Raw genomic sequence first — 18995 nt, forward strand, 5'->3', positions numbered from 1 at the left:
AACGCCGTGGTGCCGGCACCCCACCGCGAGGGGGTCGGCGCCACGGCGTTCGTGCGCCCTCAACGGGAACTGGTTTCCGTGGCAGGGTGGAGCGGGCAAGCCACAGGGGGCCAACAGAAGAGGGGGAACTGTGACCGTCGTCTGGATCAACGGCGCGTTCGGTGCGGGGAAGACCACCACCGCACGGGAATTGATCGACCTGATCCCGAACAGCACGCTCTTCGACCCCGAGGTCATCGGCGGAGCTCTCCCGTACCTGCTGCCGCCCAAACGTCTCGCCGAGGTCGGCGACTTCCAGGACCTGCCGATCTGGCGGCGGCTCGTGATCGACACGGCGGCCGCGCTGCTCGCCGAGCTGGGCGGCACCCTCGTCGTCCCCATGACCCTGCTGCGCCAGGAGTACCGCGACGAGATCTTCGGCGGTCTCGCCGCCCGCCGGATCCCCGTCCGCCATGTGCTCCTCGCCCCGGGGGAAACGATCCTGCGCGAGCGAATAGCAGCCCGTGAGGTCCCGCCGGACCTCCCCGACGGCGAGATACGCATCCGTCAGTGGTCGTACGACCACATCGAGCCGTACCACGCCGCCCTCGCCTCCTGGCTCACCGCCGACGCCCATCCCGTCGACAACGGGGTCCTCACTCCGCAGGAGACGGCCGCTCGGATAGCCGAGGCCGTGGGCAGCGGCACCGTGGCCGCGTGCGACATCGTGCAGACCCCCGAGCCCACCGCCGAGACGGTGGCCGCCGGGGTCCTCCTCTTCGACGAGCGGGACCGGGTGCTGCTCGTGGACCCGACGTACAAGCCCGGCTGGGAGTTCCCCGGCGGGGTGGTGGAGCCCGGCGAGGCGCCCGCGCGCGCGGGCGTGCGCGAGGTCGAGGAGGAGACCGGCATCCGGCTGGACGACATACCCCGGCTGTTGGTCGTCGACTGGGAACGGCCGACCCCGCCCGCCTACGGTGGGCTGCGCCTCCTCTTCGACGGCGGACGGCTCGACGCCGCCGCCGTGGCGGGGGTGCTGCTGCCCGGCCCCGAACTGCGGGCCTGGCGCTTCGTCACGGAGGAGGAGGCGGCCGGTCTCCTGCCGCCGGTCCGCTACGAGCGACTGCGCTGGGCGCTGCGCGCCCGCGAGCGCGGGGCGGCGCTGTATCTGGAGGCGGGCGTGCCGACCGAGTGAGCGCCGCTACGACGGCGGAGCCGGTCAGCCGGCGGCGTAGTTGCGCAGGAACAGGGCCTCCGCCACCGAGAGCCGCTCCAACTCCTCGGGGGACACGCTCTCGTTGACGGCGTGGATCTGCGCCTCGGGCTCGCTCAGGCCGATGAGGAGGATCTCCGCCTGCGGGTAGAGGGACGCCAGGGTGTTGCACAGCGGGATGGAGCCACCCTGCCCCGCGTACTGCAAGTCCTGGCCGGGGTAGGCGATCGCCATCGCGTCGGCCATCGCCGCGTACGCCGGGCTGGTGGTGTCCGCGCTGAACGCCTGGCCCTGGCCGACCTGTTCGGTGCTCACCCGCGCACCCCACGGCGTGTGGGCCTCCAGATGGGCCTGGAGCAGCTTCGTGGCCTCGGCCGCGTCCACGCCCGGCGGCACCCGGAGGCTGATCAGCGCCCGGGCACCCGCCTGCACGGACGGGGTGGCGCCGACGACCGGCGGGCAGTCGATGCCGAGGACGGTGACGGCGGGGCGCGCCCAGATACGGTCGGCGACCGTGCCGGAGCCGATCAGACCGACCCCGTCCAGCACCTTGGCGTCCTGGCGGAACTGCGCCTCGTCGTACTGCAGGCCCTCCCAGCGCGCGTCGTCGGTGAGGCCGTCGACGGTCGTGGAGCCGTCCTCGGCGCGCAGCGAGTCCAGGACGCGGATCAGCGCGCCCAGCGCGTCCGGCGCGGCTCCGCCGAACTGGCCGGAGTGCAGGTTGCCTTCGAGGGTGTCGACCCGCACCCGCATCATGGTCATGCCGCGCAGCGTGGAGGTGACGGTCGGCAGACCGACCCGGAAGTTGCCCGCGTCGCCGACGACGATGGTGTCGGCCGCCAGCAGGTCGGGGTGCTGTTCGGCATAACGCTCCAGACCACCGGTGCCCTGCTCCTCGGAGCCCTCCACGATCACCTTCACGGTGACCGGGACGCCCCCGTTCGCCTTCAGGGCGCGCAGCGCGAGCAGGTGCATGATGACGCCGCCCTTGCAGTCGGCGCTGCCGCGGCCGTACCAGCGGCCGTCGCGCTCCGTGAGCTCGAAGGGCGGGGTGGCCCAGCCGGCCTCGTCCAGCGGCGGCTGCACGTCGTAGTGGGCGTAGAGCAGGACCGTCCTGGCACCGGCGGGGCCCGGCAGACAGCCGTACACCGACTGCGTGCCGTCCGGGGTGTCGAGCAGGGCCACGTCCTGGAAGCCCTCGGCGCGCAGCGCGTCCGCGATCCAGTTCGCGGCGGCCTCGCTCTCGCTCCTGGGGAAGTGGTCGAAGTCCGCCACCGACTTGAAGGCCACCAGCTCGGTGAGCTCCGCCCGTGCCCTGGGCAGCAGCGAGGCGACGGTCTCGGCGACCGGATTCGACGACATGGGCACGCTCCTTGTGGGTGCGACGTTGTACTGGTGTGTACTGGTCCGTACGGGTGACCGTGCGAGCGTACGCGCCTGCCGGGATGTGGGGCGCGCGCGCCGCCGATCCTCCCACGGCGGACCGTGGCGATCTCCGCCGTAGGATGCGGGGGACAGGTGCGGCAAGCGGCTTGATCAGGAGCAGTAGACCATCGTGAGCAGCGAGAACTCTCCGGCGGACGACGAGAACTCTTCGGCGGACGACGCACGGCAGGTGTGGGACGTCGTCGTGGTGGGCGCGGGCCCCGCAGGGGCTTCGGCCGCCTACGCGGCGGCGGTCACGGGACGGCGGGTGCTGTTGCTGGAGAAGGCGGAGCTGCCCCGCTACAAGACATGCGGCGGCGGCATCATCGGACCTTCCCGCGACTCGCTGCCACCCGGCTTCGAGCTGCCCTTCCGCGACCGGGTGCACGCGGTGACCTTCTCGAACAACGGGCGCTTCACCCGCACCCGCCGCTCCCGGCAGATGCTGTTCGGGCTGATCAACCGGCCCGAGTTCGACCATCAGCTCGTCGAGCACGCCCAGAAGGCGGGCGCCGAGCTGCGCACGGGAGTCACCGTGCAGCGGGTCGAGCAGCACGGCTCGGCGGTCCCGGACCGGCGCACGGTCGCGGTCGTCCTCCAGGGCGGCGAGACGCTGCTGGCGCGTGCGGTGGTCGGCGCGGACGGCAGCGCGAGCCGCATAGGGGCTCATGTCGGGGTGAAGCTCGACCAGGTGGATCTCGGCCTGGAGGCGGAGATCCCGGTGCCGGAGACGGTCGCCGAGGACTGGAAGGGCCGTGTCCTCATCGACTGGGGTCCGATGCCCGGCAGCTACGGCTGGGTGTTCCCCAAGGGGGACACGCTGACGGTCGGTGTCATCTCGGCGCGCGGCGAGGGCGCGGCGACCAAGCGCTATCTGGAGGACTTCATCGGGCGGCTCGGCCTCGCCGGGTTCGAGCCGAGCATCTCCTCCGGCCACCTGACCAGGTGCCGGGCCGACGACTCCCCGCTGTCGCGCGGGCGGGTGCTCGTGTGCGGTGACGCGGCGGGGCTGCTGGAGCCGTGGACCCGCGAGGGCATCTCCTTCGCGCTGCGCTCGGGCCGGCTCGCGGGCGAGTGGGCGGTCCGTGTCTCCGAGGCGCACGACGCGGTGGACGCCCGCCGTCAGGCACTGAACTACGCCTTCGCGATCAAGGCCGGCCTCGGTGTGGAGATGAGCGTCGGCAAGCGGCTGCTCGCCCTCTTCGAGCGTCGTCCCGGACTCTTCCACGCCGCCCTCACCGGTGTCCGCCCTGCCTGGCGGGCGTTCACCGACATCACCCGTGGCCGGACGACCCTGGGCGAGCTCATCCGCTCGCATCCGATGGCCCAGCGGGCGCTGGCCGCGGTGGACCGGCGGCAGGCGGCGACGGCAGGCCCGGCGGCCGAGGAGAGCGATTCCTGACCCGAAGGGCGCGGATCACCGTCGGTTCGTGACGGTGATCCGGAACACGGGGTGGTCAGGGGCGATCCGGCGCATCTCGGCGTCCGGGGAGTCGGGACCCACCCCGTTGAAGAAGACGCCGACCTCGGCCTTCCAGCGCTTGAGGTAGGCGCGCAGCAACGGCGTCTTGTCGTCGTCGGCGACCTCGACCGCGGTGAACTCCTCCACGTTCTTGCCGAGGCGCAGCTCACCGCCGCCCACCGCCCGCATGTTGTGCGTCCACTGGACGTGGCCGCGCGGTGCGATCAGGTACTGCTGCCCGTCCACGGTCAGCAGGTTGACGGGGGTGGTCCGCCACTGGCCGCTCTTGCGGCCGCGGACCGCCAGCACCCGGGACCCCCACACGCTCAGACCCCGGCGGGTCAGCCAGGCCACGGCGCGGTTGAAGACGTTGACGGTGAACCAGCCGGGCTTCTGCACGTGGGTGGACATGGCTGCTGCCTCCTGAACGACGACGGGACGGAAAGTGTGAGCACTGCTCTCGCTTGATTCGAGTCTGCCGTGTTCGCCGCTCCATGGCAAGAGCGGTGCTCTCTGTTTTGTGCACCGATCCCCATTGGGTGCGGTGCTCTGTTTTCGTGGGACACTGGCACGCATGAGCAGCGTCGTTCGAGGGGCTCGCGCCCGCGCCAGGATCGAAGTCACCGCCGCAATCAAGGAGGAGGCCCGCAGACAGCTCGCGTCCGACGGCGCGGCCAAGCTCTCGCTGCGTGCCGTGGCCCGTGAGCTGGGCATGGTCTCCTCCGCGCTGTACCGCTACTTCCCGAGCCGCGACGACCTGCTCACGGCACTCATCATCGACGCCTACGACTCCCTCGGCGAGGCCGCGGAAGCCGCGCACGCGGCCGCCGACGCCGACGCCGCTCCCGTCGAGCGCTGGGTCACGGTCGGCGAGGCGGTGCGCGGTTGGGCGCTGGCGCATCCGCAGGAGTACGCGCTGATCTACGGCTCCCCGGTGCCCGGCTACAGCGCGCCGCAGACGACCGTCCCGGCCGCCGCCCGCGTCGGCCTGCTCCTCATCGGCATCGTGCGCGACGCACACCGGAGCCACGCGCTGGAGGTGCCGCTGCTGACGGACGAGCTGGTCCCCGAGGCGGTCCGGCTGGCGGCCGACCTCGCCCCCGACCTCCCGCCGGGGGCGGTCACGGCGCTGGTGGCGGCGTGGGCCCAGCTGTACGGGCTGGTCGGCTTCGAGCTGTTCGGGCAGTTCAACCGGGTGGTGGAGGAACGCGAGCCGTTCTTCCGGCACGCGGTCACACGCCTCGCCCAAGGGGTGGGACTCCGCTAGGACGCGCCGCTGAGCGTGAGGGTGCGAACCGGCTCATCCGGCGGGCCTGGGTGTCGCGGTCCTCGGCCCGCGGCCCGCCTCTCGGCTCTTGACCTGTCGGCGCGTCGGCGTCGCGTCGGCCCGGCTGCCCGGCGGTCACGCGCCCGGTGAGGAAGGCCGGTGAAGCCCGGTGGAGGCCGTCGATCAAGGGTCCACACCGTCTCCAGGGGCGGCGCGTACTTCCAGGGGAGTACGGCTGATCACCTCGCTCGGCGGACGTCCGGCGCGCCCGGCGGCGTCTAGCGTGGCGGACATGGAAGAAGAGCGGACGCAGGGGCGCGGCGGCCCGGGACAGTGGTGGTCCCACGGGCCGTCGCGCCGGCTGCGCCGCTGGGGGGAGGGCCGGGACGGCCGGGCGGGTGGGGTGGACCCGGAGCCGCGTGCCGCGCGGTGGCCCTGGCGGTCCACCGTGCTGCTCACCGCCTTCGTCCTCGTCGGCTCGAACTTCGCCGCCCATGCACAGGAGGGTGAGCGGGCGCCGCTCGACGCGTTCGCGCGCGTGCTGCTGGTGCTCGCCTCCGGGCTGCTGCTGTGGCGGCAGCGACACCCGGTGGCCGTCGTGTTCGGCACGGCCTCCGCCGCCGCCCTCTACCTGGGCGCCGGCTACCCGTACGGACCGGTTTTCCTGACCGTGGCCGTGGCCTGCTTCACCGCCGTGGTCGCCGGTCACCGGCGGGCCGCTTGGACGGCGCTGGGCCTGTTGTGGACCGTCCACCTGCTGGTCGCGCACTGGCTGTACCGGTGGCTGCCGCCCGCCGGTGACGACGCGGCCTCCTACGGGCAGGAGATCGTCGTCGCGGGATGGGCCGTGGCGATCGTGGCGGTCGCGGAACTGGCCCGGATCCGGCGCGAACAGTGGGCCCGTGAGCGGGCCGAGCGCGCCCAGGCCGCCCGGCGGCGCGCCGACGAGGAACGGCTGCGGATCGCCCGCGAGCTGCACGACGTCCTCGCGCACAGTCTCTCGGTGATCAACGTGCAGTCGGGCGTGGGCCTCGCGCTCCTCGACTCCGACCCGGAGCAGGCGCGTACCGCGCTCACCACCATCAAGTCGGCCAGCAAGGAAGCGCTGGGCGAGGTGCGTCAGGTGCTCGACAGCCTCCGCACGCCGGGGGACGCGCCACGCACCCCCGCACCCGGCCTGGACCGGCTGCCCGAACTGGTGGAACAGGCGGCGCGCGCGGGCCTCACGGTCGATGTCGCCGGCCGCCCGCCCCGGTTGTCGCCGCACACGGATCTCGCCGCGTTCCGCATCGTCCAGGAGGCCCTCACCAACGTCGTACGCCACTCGGGTTCGCGCCACGCGCGCGTGCGGCTCGAACAGGATGGCGGGACGCTTCGGCTGCGCATCGACGACGACGGTCCGGCGACCGGTGCCGACGCGGGCGGCAGCGGCAACGGTCTCGCCGGGATGCGGGAGCGGGCCGCGGCCCTGGGTGGCACGATCGAGGCGGGACCGCGCCCCGACGGCGGCTTCCAAGTGCTCGCCGTACTGCCCACGAAGGCCGGGGAGAACCAGTGAACGCGGCGGGACCGGCGAACGGGGCGGGACCGGCGAACGGGGCGGGACCGGCGAACGGGGTTGGACCGGCGAACGGGGTTGGACCGGTGGACGAGGGAGGCACGGTGATCCGCGTACTGCTCGCCGACGACCAGTCGCTGGTCCGGGCGGGGTTCCGGGCGCTGCTGGACGCGCAGCCGGACATCGAGGTGGCGGCCGAGGCCGCCGACGGGGCGGAAGCGGTGCGCGCGGTGCGGGAACTACGGCCCGACGTCGTGCTGATGGACATCCGGATGCCCCTCCTCGACGGGCTGGCCGCCACCCGCCGGGTCACCGACGACGAGACGCTCTCCCAGGTCAAGGTCATCATGCTGACCACCTTCGAACTCGACGAGTACGTCTTCGAGGCGATCCGCTCGGGCGCTTCCGGCTTCCTGGTCAAGGACACCGAACCGGAGGAACTCCTGCGTGCCGTACGGGCGGTGGTCGCCGGGGACGCGCTTCTCTCGCCGGGAGTCACCCGCCGGCTCATCGCCGAGTTCGCCGCCCGTTCCAAGGAGCCCGCGGCGGCCGACGCGCTGAGCCGGCTCACCGAGCGCGAACGGGAGGTGATGGCGCTGGTCGGGATCGGCCTGTCCAACGAGGAGATCGCCCGCAGGCTGGTGGTCAGCCCGCTCACGGCCAAGACCCATGTGAGTCGCACCATGGTGAAGCTGGGCGCCCGGGACCGGGCCCAACTGGTAGTCCTGGCCTACGAGTCGGGGTTGGTCCGGCCGGGCTGGCTGGGCTGAGCGCCCGTCCGGAGGCGGACGAGGACGGAGACCACTCGGACCGCGAACACCACGGGAGCGAGGGCCAGGCCGGCCCGCGGCAGCGACTTCTCCGCCAGGTCCGGCAGTTCGAACAGCAGCGCCGGACCGGCGACCGCCCCGAAGAGCACCGCCGCCGCGAACACCGCACTGCACAGCGCGTATCCGATCTCGACCGTGATCGCGTCCCGCTCGGCCTGCGTGCGCCGGCCCCCGTACCCGCTCATACGGCGAGTTTCACAGGCGTACGCCCGGCGAGGCAATCGGCCCCGCCGGGCGCACTCCTGGAGGCGGCTTCCCCCTCAGGGCCCGTCTGTTGAGACGGGCCCTAGTCGCGGGCGCCCACGGGCTCCGCGTCCGCCTCCGTCACGGTGGACCTGGCGATCACTACCGAGCTCCGGGCGCGCCGGGTGCGCAGTCCGGGGAGGGTGATGAGCAGGCCCGCGGCGGCGACGGCCGTCACCACCGCCAGTCCGGGCCGGTAGCTGTCGAGGACGGCCTGCGGGGTGGGGTCGGCCGGGGCGCCCGCGGTCACCACCGCCGTCACCACTGCGAGGAAGATCGCACCGCCCACCTGCACGGAGGTGTTGAGCAGCCCCGAGACCATGCCCTGCTCGTGGTCCGCCACGCCGTTGGTGGCCTGGATGTTGAGCGAAGGGAAGACCAGCGCGCAGGCCGCGCCGATCAGCAGCATGGTGGGCAGGATCACCGCCGCGTACACCGGGTCGAGATCGACGCGCAGGAACAGCGCGTACCCGGTGACCATGAAGGCGAAGCCCGCAGCGATCAGCCGCGGAGTGCCGAACCGGTCGACGATCGCGCCCATCTTGGTCGAGGACACCGCCACCAGTGCGCCGGCCGGCAGGAAGGCGAGCGCCGTGTGCAGCGCCGACCAGCCGAGCAGCGTCTGCATGTAGAGGGTGGCCAGGAACTGGAAGCCCACGTACGAGCCGAAGAAGGCCATCGCGCCGAGCTGGGCCCGGATCTGGCTGCCTGAACGCAGCACGCCGAGCCGGATCAGCGGGCCGGCCGAGCGGCGCTCGACGAGGACGAAGACGGTCAGCAGGGCGGCGACGGCGAGGAACGACAGCAGCGTGCGTGCGGAGGTCCAGCCGGACTCCGGTGCCTGGACCACGGTGAAGACCAGCAGCAGCATCGACGCGGTGCCGAGCACGGCGCCGGGCACGTCGTAGCCGTTGTGGTCCTTCTCGCGTTCGCTGCGCGGCAGCAGCTTCAGACCGGCCGCCAGCGCGATCAGGGCGATCGGCGCGGGCAGCAGCATGGTGAGGCGCCAACTCGCCTCGGTGAGCAGGCCGGAGAGGACCAGGCCCATCGAGAAGCCGGTGGCGGCGCAGGTGGTGTAGATGGAGAGCGCCCGGTTGCGCAGCGGGCCCTCCGGGAACGTCGTGGTGATGATGGACAGGCCGGCCGGGGCCGTGAAGGCGGCGCTGAGGCCCTTGATGAACCGGCTCGCGATCAGCAGCGGGCCCGAGTCGACCAGCCCGCCGAGCAGCGAGGCCAGCGCGAAGACACCGAGCGCGATCAGGAAGACCTGGCGGCGGCCGAGCAGGTCGGCCGCGCGACCGCCGAGCAGGAGCAGGCCGCCGTATCCCAGGATGTAGCCGCTGACGATCCATTGCAGGGTCGAGGTGGAGAGGCCGAGGTCGGAGCCGATGGACGGCAGGGCGACGCCGACCATCGACACGTCCAGCGCGTCCAGGAACATCGCGGCGCACAGCACCAGCAGGGTGCCCCACAGCCGTGAGGTCCAGCGGCCCTCGGTGAGAGGGGACGCGGGGGAGGGGAGCGGAGAGGTCATGACGGAGAGACTACATGCGCATGCATCGAATGCAAGCGCATTTAATTCCGGTGCAATAATTGGTGTTCTCTGCTACGGTGCGCCCCATGGCGGCGAAGAAGGGTGAGGCCGAGGCCGATCAGGCGCTCGTGGAACAGTGGCGGGACATGCTGGCGCTGCATGCGCGGACCCAGTGTGAACTCGACCGGGCGCTGCACCAACACGGCCTGTGCGGAAGCGACTTCGAGGTGCTGGACGTCCTCGCGGAGTCGGCCGCGCCGGACGGCTCGTGCAGTTATCGCGTCCAGGAGATCGCCGAGCGGGTCCATCTCAGTCAGAGCGCGCTGTCACGGCTCGTCGCGCGTCTGGAGAAGGACGGTCTGGTCGAGCGCGGCATGTGCCCGGAGGACCGCAGAGGCGTCCGGGTCGCGCTCACCGGGAAAGGGCGCGCGCTGCACGGCGACGTACGGCCGGTGCAGCGCGCGGTGTTGACCCGGATGCTCACGGACTGACCGCGGCAGCCTGTCGGTTGACGGCGGCCTGTGCGGTTGACTGCGGCCTGTTCGGTTGATTTCGGCCTGTCGCTTGACGGCGGCCGGTCAGTCGATGGCGGACTTCTCCCGCCACAGCGTGGCCAGTGCGGCGTCCCCGGTCACGGCCGGGAGCGGCAGCCGGTTCCACAACGACAGATAGAGCGGTGCCGCGGGACCGGACACCTCGCAGTCGGCGTCCCCCTCGTCGTTCCGCTCCGTCACGGGCGGCTCTGCCGACAGACGTACGGTCCACACGGCGTCCTCCGTGTCCGTCGCGCGCACCCGCAGGACCCGGGGTTCGTCGGTCCGTACCCGGCTCTTGGCGCGCGCGTGGAAACCGCGCAGCAACTCGTCGATGCCGTCCGCCGCGAAATCGGCGGCGATGTCCCGGGCGGTCTCCTCGGGTGCGCGGCCACGGGCCGACTCCGCATCCACGCGGTGCACGGCCGTCTCGTGCGCCTGCCGCCTGGCCCAGAACGCGAGCGGTGACGGCGCGGGCAGGAAGTGCCAGCACCGCAGGTCGGGCGGGGCGGCGGCCAGGGTCCCGACGAGCCGCAGGTGGCCCTCGCGGAACCAGTCGAGCAGCGCGTCGCCGTCGAACTCCGGCGGTTCGCCGAGGGGGCGGGGGGCGGGGGTGCCCTCGGCCACGAACGACGTCGCCCAGCGGTGCACGGCACCCGTGTGCCGCAGCAGGTCCCTGACCTGCCAGTCCGGGCAGGTCGGCACCTTCGCGTCGGGACCCGCTTCCGCCGCCGCGGCGGCGAGCGACCGGCCTTCCCGGTCCAGGGCGTGGATGAACTCGGCAGTCTCCATGTGGGGGAGTGTGCCGGATGGAGTGCGGTCGAGGGGAGGGGCGGCGGTCGTCAGCCGGCGGTCGCGCGACGGGTGGCGAAGCCGATCGCCGCGGCCACTGCGGCCAGGACGGCCACGCTGGTGAGGGCGGCGGGCAGGGAGAACCAGTCGGCCATGAAGCCGATGGCGGGCGGGCCCAGAAGCATGCCGCCGTAACCGAGCGTCGAGGCGGTGGCGACACCGCTCGGGCCGGCCAGGGCGCCCGCGCGTTCCACGGCCACCGGGAAGAGGTTGGCCAGTCCGAGTCCCGCGACCGAGTAGCCGAGGAGTGCCGCCCACAGGGCCGGGGCGAGCGCGCCGAGCAGCATCCCCGCCGCCGCGACGCCGCCGCCGAGCACCACCGTACGGGTGCGGCCCAGCCTTTCGAGGAGGGTGGTGCCGGTGAGCCGGCCGACCGTCATGGCGAGCGCGAAACACGAGTACCCGGCCGCGGCGACCCCTGCGGAGGACCCCAGGTCCTGTCGCAGATGCAGGGCACCCCAGTCGGCCAGGGCTCCTTCGCCGTAGGCGGTGCAGAGGGCGATCAGGCCGAAGACGACGACGAGACGACGGGTGCGGGGCGTCAGCCGGTGCGGAGCCGCCTTCGCGGGCGCCTGATCGTCGGGCCCCGCGGTGGCGGAGCGCTCGGGCCCGGCGGTGGCGGAGCGCTCGGGCCCGGCGGTGGCGTGCTCCGGTGACCGCGGCGGCTCCAGTCGGAGCAGCGTGGGTGCCGTGAGCGCGGTGACGAGCAGGCCGATGATCCCGAGGCCCAGCAGATGGTGCGTGGGGGACAGGGATCCCGCGACCAGCCCGCCGAGACCGGCGCCGATCATGCCGCCCAGGCTGAAGGCCGCGTGGAAGGTGGGCATGACCGGCCTGCCCAGCGCCGCGACCAGATCGACGGCGGCGCTGTTGAAGGCGACGTTGATGCTGCCGTATGCCGCGCCGAACAGCAGCAGGACGGCGCCGAGCGTGGCGGCGGAGTGGGTGAGCGGGGGCAGCGTCACGCTGAGGGAGAGCAGCACCGCGCAGACCACGGTGACCGGGTGACTGCCGTAGCGGCTGCACAGGCGCCCGGTGAACATCATCGTGATCACCGCGCCCGCGGAGACGCCGAGGAGTGCGAGACCGAGGGTGCTGGGGGAGGCGCCGGTCTGTTCCTTGATGGCCGGGATACGGACGACCCATCCGGCGAAGACGAAGCCGTCGAGGGCGAAGAACGTGGTCAGGGCGATACGGAGCCGGGTGAGGTCATTGCCGTGGCCCGGCACCGTGTCGCGTGTTCGGGTTTTGTTTATTTGCGGCACAAAATCAGGCTAGGGGGTAGTCCGGAGCTGAACAAGACCGTCGAGGGGTCTTGGCCGCTCTCCTCCGCCCGGACGTGGAGACCGCCACTTCCTGCCCGCTCAGCTCCGTCCCCCGCGCGCGTCCGGCGGGCGCGTCCGGCGGGCGTCGGTCCTTGATATGTCACCGGCCCGGCAGGCGCGTGGTGATCTCCTGGAGCACCCAGCCGTTGCCGTCCGGGTCACTGAACGAGGCGAACGACGCGTAGCTGCGGCGCTCCGGGTCCGGGCCGGGCACCCGTCCCTCGGTCCCGGCGCGGTGGAACACGCCGCCCGCGTCGTGGAACACCGCGCTCACCGCCACGCCCCGCTCGACGAGTTCGGCCCGGGCCGCCTCGATGTCCCGGACGACGAGATGCAGGCCTTCGACGGACCCCGGCGCGGCCGCGCTCAGCCCGGCGCCGAAGATGACCGACGCCGAGGAGCCCGGCGGGGTCACCTGGACGACCCGTAGGCCCTCGGCGGTGGTGAAGTCGGCGTCCAGCCGCCATTCCAGTGTCTGGTAGAAGCGCTTGGCGCGGTCCACGTCGGAGACCGGCACGACGACGACCTCGAGTTTCATGTCCATCACTTGCAGTCCTGTCTGCCGAAGGGAGGAGGGGGAGGAGGAGATAGAGGAGATAGAGGAGGGGAGAGCGGCGAGGGCGTGGGGATCCGGGCGTCAGGCGCCGGCGAGGCGGTTCGCTTCGAGGACGGCTTCGGCGAATGCCTCGGGCGCCTCCTGCGGCACGTTGTGGCCGATCCCGGTCAGGGTGTGGTGCGCGTAGGGGCCGGTGAACTTGTCGCGGTAGGCAGTGCCGTCGCCCGCGGGGGTGAAGGGGTCCTTCTCACCGTCGAGGGTGACGGTCGGCACGGCGATGGCGGGTCCTGCGGCGAGCCGCTTCTCGAGCCTGTCGTACCGGGGATCCCCCTCGGCCAGGCCCAGCCGCCAGCGATAGTTGTGGATCACGATGTCGACGTGGTCCGGATGGTCGAAGGCGGTCGCGGTGCGCTCGAACGTGGCCTCGTCGAAGCGCCAGGTCGGTGAGTTGAACGTCCACACCAGCCGGGCCAGGTCCCGCGTGTTGTCGTGCAGTCCCTGCCGGCCCCGCTCGGTGGCGAAGTAGTACTGGTACCACCACGCCCACTCGGCCTTGGCGGCCAACGGCAGGCGCTGGCGCTCACGGTTGGTGATCAGATAGCCGGTCACGGAGACGAGCGCCCGACAGCGCTCCGGCCACAACGCGGCGATGATGTCGGCCGTCCGTGATCCCCAGTCGAAACCGGCCAGGAGCGCCCGTTCGATCCGCAGTGCGTCCAGCAGCGCGACGATGTCGAGCGCCACCACCGACTGCTGCGCGTTGCGGAACGTCGTGCTCGACAGGAAGGTCGTCGTGCCGTGACCGCGCAGGTACGGGACGATCACTCGGTGGCCACGCGCCGCCAGCAGCGGGGCCACCTCGGCGAAGCTGTGGATGTCGTAGGGCCAGCCGTGCAGCAGGACGACGGCCGGCCCGTGGGCGGGGCCGGTCTCCACGTAGCCGATGTCCAACTCCCCGGCGCGGATCTGCTTCAGCCGCCCGAAACCGCCCGGCGCGCCGAAACCGCCCGGCGCCCCGGGGCCGGAGGCCGCCCCGGCGGTGGAAGTTCCCCCGGGTGTGGGAAGCGCTCGGGGAGCGGGGACCGCCCCTGCGGCTGTGGGCAGCCCGGCCATCGACGCACCGGCGGCACTCACGCCCACCCCCACGGCCTTGCCGAAACCTCGCCTCGTGAACATCTGGAGCCTTTCCGTCGGTCGGACGCGGCACGAACGTGGCACGACACTGGCACGGGGTGCGTCACCTGTCAAACCGGTGACGCGTGACCGTGGGCATGCCGAAGGGCCCGCCGGTGGCGGGCCCTTGGGGTTCGGGTGCGACGTGGACGTGCCGCTGTCGACGCTCTCGCGGCGAGGTCCCGCGCGAGGTCCGGGTCGAGGCCCGGCGCTCTCGTGACGAGGCTTGGTGCGCTCGCGGTGGGGGGCTCGGTGAGGCCCCGCGTGCTCGGTGAGGCTCGGTGTCGGTAAGGCTCAGTGCAACCGGGTGGGACGGGCGGGGATCAGTGGGAAGCGGACCCCTGGGGCTGCTTCTTGCGGGCGCGATAGGCCGCGGCCTTGAGCTTGTTGCCGCAGGACTCCATGCCGCACCACTGCCGGCGCATGCCGCGCGAGCGGTCGATGTAGACGCGGGTGCACTCGGGGTTGCCGCACTCCTTGAGCAGTGGCACATCCGGCCCGCTCAGGAGCTCGACGGCGTGCCGCGCGACGGTGGCCAGCGCTTGTTCCGGGGTCGCGTTCGTCCACCGCCCCGTCTCGGTGAGCTGAGGCGTCGCGGGAGTCCCGCGGGCCGCGCCGTTCACCGCGGCGAGCGCCTCGGGACGGTAGGCCTCCCCGAGGCGACGGGTCGTGACCAGGTCGTAGACGGCCTCCCGCAGCGCGATCGCCTGCGTCACGTCGGCCTCGCTGCTGGGTGTCACCGCGTCGACGACCGCGGACTCGACGTACCAGGCCTCCAGGCGGCTCGGCGTCGCGAACATCTCGAACCGGAGCGACCGCCGCGCGCGGAGCGTCGCGGCGAAGTCGAGGGCCGGGTTCCCGCAGACGAAGACATGGTCCAGATTCACGTCACCATCTTGACAGGTGACATGTGGCCTTGCAAGGCTTGTCACCGGTCAGACCGGTGACGGACGTCAGGGGTGGTGCGTCGATGGCGCGTGACGGATGGAGCGTGACCGATGGCGCGGGCCGGGTGACAGCACCCGGCCTCCCCGTGCCGCGTCGTCACGGCAGCAGTCGTCTCTCCTTGGCGACAGCCACCGCGCCCGACCGCGTCTCCACCCCCAACTTGCCGTAGATCCGCCCGAGATGGGTCTTGACCGTCGCCTCGCTGATGAACAGCGCCCGGGCGATCTCCCGGTTGCCCAGGCCTCGGGCCAGCTGAGCGAGGATCTCGTGCTCACGTGCGGACAGGGTGGGGCGCGGACTGCGCAGCCTGGTCAGCAGACGGTCGGCGACGGGCGCCGACAGCGCGGTGCGGCCGGCCGCCGCGGCTCGGATCGCCGCGAAGAGTTCGTCCGGCCGCTCGGCCTTGAGCAGGTAGCCGGTGGCGCCCGCCTCGATGGCGCGGGTGATGTCGGCGTCGGTGTCGAACATCGTCAGCACCAGGACCCGGGGACCCGCCTCCGGTCCGCCGGTCAGGCGCCGGGTGGCCGTCACGCCGTCCATGCCCCCGTCGAGCTGCAGATCCATCAGCACCACGTCGGGGCGCAGCCGGGCGGCCAGGGCGAGTGCCTCCTCGCCGGTGCCCGCCTCGCCGACCACGTCGATGCCGTCGGCGCTGGACAGCAGGGCGCGCAGTCCGGCCCGGACGACGGCATGGTCGTCGCACAGCAGCAGCCGGACGGGCGGCGGGGGCACGGACGCGCTCAAGGGACGGGCTCCTTGTGAAGGTCGGGGACGAACGATGTCAGGGGCACGGCCACGGTGACGACAGTGCCCTCGCCCGGAGTGGACTCGACGCTGAGCGTGCCGCCCGCCTGCCGGGCCCGGATCCGCATGGCCGGCAGCCCGTGCCCGCGCGTGCGGTCCCGTTCCGGCACCGGAGCCGTGCCCAAAGGTGTGCCCGAAGCTGTGCCCGGATCGATGTCCGGAGACATGTCTGGAGGGGCGTCAGGAGCGGTGTTCGGGGCGATGTCCGGGGTGAGCGCACCGGCGGCGGCACCGCGCGGGCAGGCCGGTTCGCCAGGTCCCGGCTGAGGCCCAGGTCCCGGCCCCGGCCCCGGCCCCGGCCCCGGCCCCGGCTCAGGCCCCGGCCCGAATCCGCGCCCGTTGTCGGCGACGTCCAGGGAGACCAGGTCGTCCAGGCACGTCAGAGTCAGGACACCGCGGGTCGCCGCGGCGTGTTCGCGTACGTTGGCCAACGCCCCCTGGGCGATGCGCAGGAGCGCCGCCTCGACCCGTTCGGGCAGTCGGCCCGGGTCGCCGTCGAGCCGGAACTCCAGGGCAAGACCCGGTCCGCTCTCCCGAGCGGCGAGCAGGGTGAGCGCCTCGGGGAGGGTGTGTGCGGCGAGGTCGGCCGGCGCCAGGTCGTGCACGAACCGGCGGGCCTCGGCGAGGCCCCGGGAGGAGATCTCGGCTGCCTCGCGCAGGTGCTCCCGGGCCGCGTCCGGATCCGACTCCCAGACGCGCTCCGCCGCGTGCAGCAGCATCCGCTGACTGGACAGGCCCTGCGCGAGGGTGTCGTGGATCTCCGTGGACAGCCGCTGTCGTTCCGCGAGGACACCCGCCTGCCGCTCGGAGGCCGCGAGGTCGCGGCGGGTACGGACCAGATCGTCGATCAGCACACGCTGCCGGGCTCCTTGGCGTTGCAGATGGACCATCACGGCGGTGGCCACCGCGGCGACGGCCGGCGGGGCCAGGACCATGTTGGGATTGAGCGCCCCGTCGGCCACGCGCACCTCCGAGACCACGACCAGCGCGGTGAGCACGGCCGCGAGCGGCACCGCGATCCGTGTCGGCAACGCGTGCAGGCCGGCGAACAGCAGCGGCATGGCGCACCAGGTCGCGCTCGGCGCGAGCGCCAGGAGAACCACCCAGACGGCCGAGACCGAGCCCAGCCACGCAAGATGGCGTGAGGACGGCGCGGAACCGGGCCGGGGCGCCGGGGCCAGGACCCGCCCGAGGACGTAGAGCAGGCAGAAGGCCGCGTACAGCGCCACCACCCAGCCGGCGTGCGCTCCGCCCCGGTCGCGGCTCAGGAAGCGGACGAACGAGGAGCCGAGCAGCACGAAGAACGCGAGGTGAACGACGGTGCCCAGCCAGCGCTCGTCCGGATCGGTGTCTCTCATCCTCCGTGTCTAACGCGAGGGACGCCCGACCGCATCAACCGATCGGCTGACATCCGGATCGCCCGAACCGGTTGGCCGGCCGAGACGGTCGAACGAGGCGGACACGCCGAAGCAGCGCGAGGCTGGAACCGGATCCCGCACCGTGCGGGAGACACCGTTCGGGAACTGCGCGACCGCCGGGACCCGCACGGCTGCCGGGAACCGCGCGACGGTCCGGAGCCGCGCGACAGCCCGGAACCGGCGTGATCGCCGGGACCTCGCGCACGTCACGCATCTCGAGAACATCGTTCGGAAAGGCCGGGAATCGCATGCCTGCCAAGAAGCTCACCGTCAACCGCGCGGCCCTCGGTCACCGCATCGGGTACGCCCTGCGCCACCCGGACCGGGTGCCCCGCCATGTCGCCCGTGCGGCCCGGGACCTGTGGCTGAGCCGCCGCCATCAGGATCACGTCTCCTACTACCGCGCGGTGATGCGCTCCGACACCCGCGCCGATCCGGACGCGGCCGTCGGCAGCCGCAGCCGTGAACGGTGGCTCGCCCTCGGGGCCATGCAGTTCGACTACCTGCTCGGACACGGTCTGCGTCCGGAGCACCGCATGCTGGAGATCGGCTGCGGCAACCTGCGGGGCGGCTGGCGGTTCATCCGGCACCTGGAACCCGGCAACTACCACGGCATCGACATCTCCCCCGACATCCTCGTGGCCGCGCAGGACACGATCGTGGAGATGGGGCTGCAGCAGCGGCTGCCGAGGCTGACGCCGGTGCGCGACCTCACGCTGCGGTTCCTGCCCGACGCCCACTTCGACATCGTGCACGCGCACAGCGTCTTCTCGCACTCGCCGCTCCCGGTGATCGACGAGTGCCTGGCCAACGTGGGGCGGGTGCTCGCGCCCGGCGGCTGGTTCGACTTCACCTTCGACCGCACCGAGGGCGAGGAACACCACGTGCTGCGCGAGGACTTCTACTACCGCACCGACACCCTCGTGGCCCTGGCCGAGAAGCACGGCCTGCGAGCCGGCTTCATGGACGACTGGGAGGAACTCCCGCACGGCCAGTCCAAGATCCGCGTCACACATGGAACCTGACCTGACCTGACCTGACCTGACCTGAGCCGAACCGACTCGGCCTGAACCGACCTGACCTGGCTCGACCCGAGGAGAGGGGACCATAGGGGCCATGCGGATGTACGGAGAGCGGCTGCGGGCCCTGGCGGGGGCGGTGTTGGTGGTGGGTGTCGCGGTGGCCTGCGGCGGACAGGGAGACGGCGGCGGGTCGGCGACCGCCACGGCGACCGCGTCCGCCAAGGGCACGGCCACAGGCGCGAGTAAAGGTGGCGATGCCGCGCCGACCGCGTCGGCCCCTCGTTTCGACGAGGAGATCGGGTTGCCCGACGGCCGACGCGTGGGCATGGCGTACGTCGAGGGACGCGGGCTCGTGGAACGGCACCGGGACGCGGACACACGCGTGTGGAGCCCGCCGCGCGTGGTGTACGCGACCGCGACCGACCGGTGCCAGAGCCTCACGCTCACGGCGTTCGACGCGACGGTCGCGGTCATCGCCGACTGGGGCGACTACTGCTACGACGGCGAACCGCCCATGGAGTCGATCGCGGCCGTCGGCACGGGGGACCTCAGCCGGTGGGACACGAAACTCACCAGGAGCTTCGACGGCTGGTCGAAGGTCGCCCCCGTGGGCGGCTCGGGGGACCTCGTCTTCACCCGCGGTTCCACCGAGTGGCTGACCCGGCTGCGGTGGAGCGGAGCGGAAGGCTTCGCGGAGGTGGAGGAGATCCGGCGCTGATCTCCCGCCCGTCCGCCGCCCTGATCGCCCGCCCGGACCGCCTGTTCCGGTCTCCCGCATCCGGACGATCACGAACAGCGAGCACCGCAGGCTGACTTGGTGTTTTACAGTGGCTCTCGCCAGTCCAGGAGACTC

At 72.5% G+C, this 18995-nt stretch carries 19 protein-coding genes; 8 read left to right on the plus strand and 11 right to left on the minus strand.

The features are described from left to right. Window positions 1–130 precede the first annotated feature (130 nt). Window positions 131–1174 (plus strand): NUDIX domain-containing protein, encoded by a 1044-nt coding sequence (locus tag OG933_RS38040; RefSeq protein WP_362521169.1) that lies wholly within the window; start codon window positions 131–133, stop codon window positions 1172–1174. Between the two features lie 24 nt (window positions 1175–1198). Here OG933_RS38040 and OG933_RS38045 read toward each other — a convergent pair whose 3' ends face one another. Continuing rightward, window positions 1199–2554 (minus strand): dipeptidase, encoded by a 1356-nt coding sequence (locus tag OG933_RS38045; protein WP_405631522.1) that lies wholly within the window; start codon window positions 2552–2554, stop codon window positions 1199–1201. Between the two features lie 193 nt (window positions 2555–2747). Here OG933_RS38045 and OG933_RS38050 point away from each other — a divergent pair, with 193 nt between their 5' ends. Then, entirely contained in the window at window positions 2748–4019 is a 1272-nt protein-coding gene (locus OG933_RS38050; protein WP_362521176.1) for a geranylgeranyl reductase family protein, read from the plus strand. Between the two features lie 15 nt (window positions 4020–4034). Here the strand turns inward: OG933_RS38050 and OG933_RS38055 are convergent, their stop codons facing one another. Beyond that, a complete protein-coding gene (locus OG933_RS38055; protein WP_057605354.1) occupies window positions 4035–4490 on the minus strand; it encodes a nitroreductase family deazaflavin-dependent oxidoreductase in 456 nt (151 codons plus the stop codon). Between the two features lie 163 nt (window positions 4491–4653). Here OG933_RS38055 and OG933_RS38060 point away from each other — a divergent pair, with 163 nt between their 5' ends. The 3 genes from OG933_RS38060 to OG933_RS38070 all read left to right on the plus strand — a co-directional run bounded on the left by OG933_RS38060 (window position 4654) and on the right by OG933_RS38070 (window position 7674). Continuing rightward, entirely contained in the window at window positions 4654–5346 is a 693-nt protein-coding gene (locus tag OG933_RS38060; protein WP_405631525.1) for a TetR/AcrR family transcriptional regulator, read from the plus strand. Between the two features lie 292 nt (window positions 5347–5638). Further along, window positions 5639–6904: a histidine kinase gene (locus tag OG933_RS38065; protein ID WP_405631527.1), complete on the plus strand. Its 1266-nt coding sequence runs from the start codon at window positions 5639–5641 to the stop codon at window positions 6902–6904. Between the two features lie 104 nt (window positions 6905–7008). After that, window positions 7009–7674: a response regulator transcription factor gene (locus tag OG933_RS38070; protein ID WP_362521186.1), complete on the plus strand. Its 666-nt coding sequence runs from the start codon at window positions 7009–7011 to the stop codon at window positions 7672–7674. On the opposite strand, the gene OG933_RS38075 is transcribed toward OG933_RS38070, so the two are convergent. Further along, window positions 7635–7919, minus strand: a complete 285-nt coding sequence (locus tag OG933_RS38075) for a DUF6332 family protein (RefSeq protein ID WP_405631530.1) — start codon at window positions 7917–7919, stop codon at window positions 7635–7637. The genes OG933_RS38070 and OG933_RS38075 overlap by 40 nt on opposite strands. Window positions 7920–8020: 101 nt before the next feature. Then, window positions 8021–9511: an MFS transporter gene (locus tag OG933_RS38080; RefSeq protein ID WP_362521192.1), complete on the minus strand. Its 1491-nt coding sequence runs from the start codon at window positions 9509–9511 to the stop codon at window positions 8021–8023. Window positions 9512–9597: 86 nt separating this feature from the next. Between OG933_RS38080 and OG933_RS38085 the strand changes: the two genes are divergently transcribed. Further along, a complete protein-coding gene (locus OG933_RS38085; protein ID WP_020125945.1) occupies window positions 9598–10002 on the plus strand; it encodes a MarR family winged helix-turn-helix transcriptional regulator in 405 nt (134 codons plus the stop codon). An 87-nt stretch (window positions 10003–10089) separates the two neighbouring features. Here the strand turns inward: OG933_RS38085 and OG933_RS38090 are convergent, their stop codons facing one another. The 7 genes from OG933_RS38090 to OG933_RS38120 all read right to left on the minus strand — a co-directional run bounded on the left by OG933_RS38090 (window position 10090) and on the right by OG933_RS38120 (window position 17060). Then, entirely contained in the window at window positions 10090–10836 is a 747-nt protein-coding gene (locus OG933_RS38090; RefSeq protein WP_405631533.1) for a maleylpyruvate isomerase family mycothiol-dependent enzyme, read from the minus strand. Between the two features lie 50 nt (window positions 10837–10886). Further along, a complete protein-coding gene (locus OG933_RS38095; protein WP_405631536.1) occupies window positions 10887–12161 on the minus strand; it encodes an MFS transporter in 1275 nt (424 codons plus the stop codon). Between the two features lie 160 nt (window positions 12162–12321). Continuing rightward, window positions 12322–12765 carry a VOC family protein gene (locus OG933_RS38100; RefSeq protein WP_405631538.1) on the minus strand — a complete coding sequence of 148 codons (444 nt, stop codon included), beginning with the start codon at window positions 12763–12765 and terminating at the stop codon, window positions 12322–12324. Between the two features lie 93 nt (window positions 12766–12858). Further along, on the minus strand, window positions 12859–13953 hold the full coding sequence (locus OG933_RS38105) for an alpha/beta fold hydrolase (RefSeq protein WP_405631539.1): 1095 nt from the start codon (window positions 13951–13953) through the stop codon (window positions 12859–12861). A 320-nt stretch (window positions 13954–14273) separates the two neighbouring features. Further along, window positions 14274–14837: a CGNR zinc finger domain-containing protein gene (locus tag OG933_RS38110; RefSeq protein WP_362521205.1), complete on the minus strand. Its 564-nt coding sequence runs from the start codon at window positions 14835–14837 to the stop codon at window positions 14274–14276. Window positions 14838–14994: 157 nt separating this feature from the next. After that, window positions 14995–15642: a response regulator transcription factor gene (locus OG933_RS38115; protein WP_362521208.1), complete on the minus strand. Its 648-nt coding sequence runs from the start codon at window positions 15640–15642 to the stop codon at window positions 14995–14997. Beyond that, window positions 15639–17060 (minus strand): sensor histidine kinase, encoded by a 1422-nt coding sequence (locus tag OG933_RS38120; RefSeq protein ID WP_405631542.1) that lies wholly within the window; start codon window positions 17058–17060, stop codon window positions 15639–15641. The genes OG933_RS38115 and OG933_RS38120 overlap by 4 nt, the downstream gene beginning before the upstream one ends. Window positions 17061–17368: 308 nt before the next feature. Between OG933_RS38120 and OG933_RS38125 the strand changes: the two genes are divergently transcribed. Together OG933_RS38125 and OG933_RS38130 are read left to right on the plus strand one after the other, a co-directional pair. Further along, window positions 17369–18145, plus strand: a complete 777-nt coding sequence (locus OG933_RS38125) for a class I SAM-dependent methyltransferase (protein WP_405631544.1) — start codon at window positions 17369–17371, stop codon at window positions 18143–18145. Window positions 18146–18236: 91 nt separating this feature from the next. Beyond that, the gene (locus OG933_RS38130) at window positions 18237–18860 is read left to right on the plus strand and encodes a hypothetical protein (protein WP_405631546.1); all 624 of its coding nucleotides are present in this window, start codon (window positions 18237–18239) and stop codon (window positions 18858–18860) included. Window positions 18861–18995 lie beyond the last annotated feature (135 nt).

Source organism: Streptomyces sp. NBC_00016, from assembly GCF_045040885.1.
Classification (GTDB): domain Bacteria; phylum Actinomycetota; class Actinomycetes; order Streptomycetales; family Streptomycetaceae; genus Streptomyces; species Streptomyces coriariae.